Annotated in this window: 1 protein-coding gene; it reads right to left on the minus strand. The window is 32.3% G+C overall.

The features are described from left to right. Nucleotides 1-9: 9 nt before the first annotated feature. Nucleotides 10-1,234 (minus strand): IS256 family transposase (locus ACAG39_12415; protein ID MEZ0538024.1); only part of this gene is annotated, 1,225 nt, incomplete at its 5' end.

Consider the following 1,234-nt stretch of genomic DNA (forward strand, 5'->3'; position numbering starts at 1 on the left):
AGAGACTTGTCAAGAATTTTGTGTCTGGGTAAAGTAGCGTAACTGGAAAAGTTGGTGAATATCATAAATGTGAGCCTTTATCATTGGGACAGGTTTTTTCCATTTGGTTTGCTTTAGATTTTCGCGTTGTAGGTATATATTGATTTCTAAAATATCCACTGAGTTAAAGTATCCACCCGATTTTATTCTAATCTTTTCAATTAGGCTGTTAACACTTTCAACGGCATTTGTGCTATAAATATGTTTTCTTACTTCATCAGGGTATTTCGTAAAAGCAAAGAAATAGCCTGATTTTTGTGAGATACTATTTATAAATCGGGGATATTTTTCTTTAAATTTGCTACATAATTGCTCAAATTTTTCTATTGCCTCATCAAAAGAAGAAGCAAGTTTAATCTTATCCAATTCTTTATTAAAGTTTGATGCATTAGTTTTATCCATGTGTTTTCTGACATTTCTTTGAAGATGGACAAGACAAAGTTGATGGTCGGCATATGGATATACAGCTTTAATTGTTTCAATTATGCCAGGGAAATCATCACTTACAACTATCAAAACTTTTTTAAGGCCGCGATTTATTAAATCTTCAAAGACTTTATTCCAATCTGCTCTGTTTTCTTTACCAAAGAAGGTGTATATGCCAAAGATGTCTTTTTTGCCATCCATATCAATTCCAAGGATGATATAACACGCAGCCTTTTTAACCTTTGAAGAATCTTTAATTTCACAATGATATGCGTCTATTATTAGAGCAAATGCTTCTTGAGGCAACTCTCTTTGTTTAAAAAGATCTAATTCGTTTTTGAGATTATTCTTGATTTTAGTAAGTTCATCTTCAGAATACGGCAAATTAAGGCTTTTGAGAGTATTTAGAAGTGCTGTTTCGGAATAACCGTTAATAACCAAAGACATAAGAAGTTCTGTATAGGATTGGTCAATTCTTTTATATGGTTTAGGAAGGATATGAGGTCTGAAACTACCTTCTCGAGTTCTTGGAACAGATATTTCGAGGTTGCCTATAGGTGTTGCAAGTTTTCTATCATAAAATCCATTACCTTTGTCATTATCATTTTTTGAAAGATATATTTCACGCTCAGAAAGCATGAACCAATCAAGCAAATCTTCTAACAATTTTTTTAGTGCTGGGCGAGCAGGGTCTTGTTCGGTACAGTATTTATTTAGCACATTTTCAATAGCCATATTTTTTACAGTTTCATAATAGGTATTTTTATCC

Source organism: Caldicellulosiruptoraceae bacterium PP1 (assembly GCA_041320695.1).
GTDB lineage: Bacteria > Bacillota > Thermoanaerobacteria > Caldicellulosiruptorales > Caldicellulosiruptoraceae > JBGGOQ01.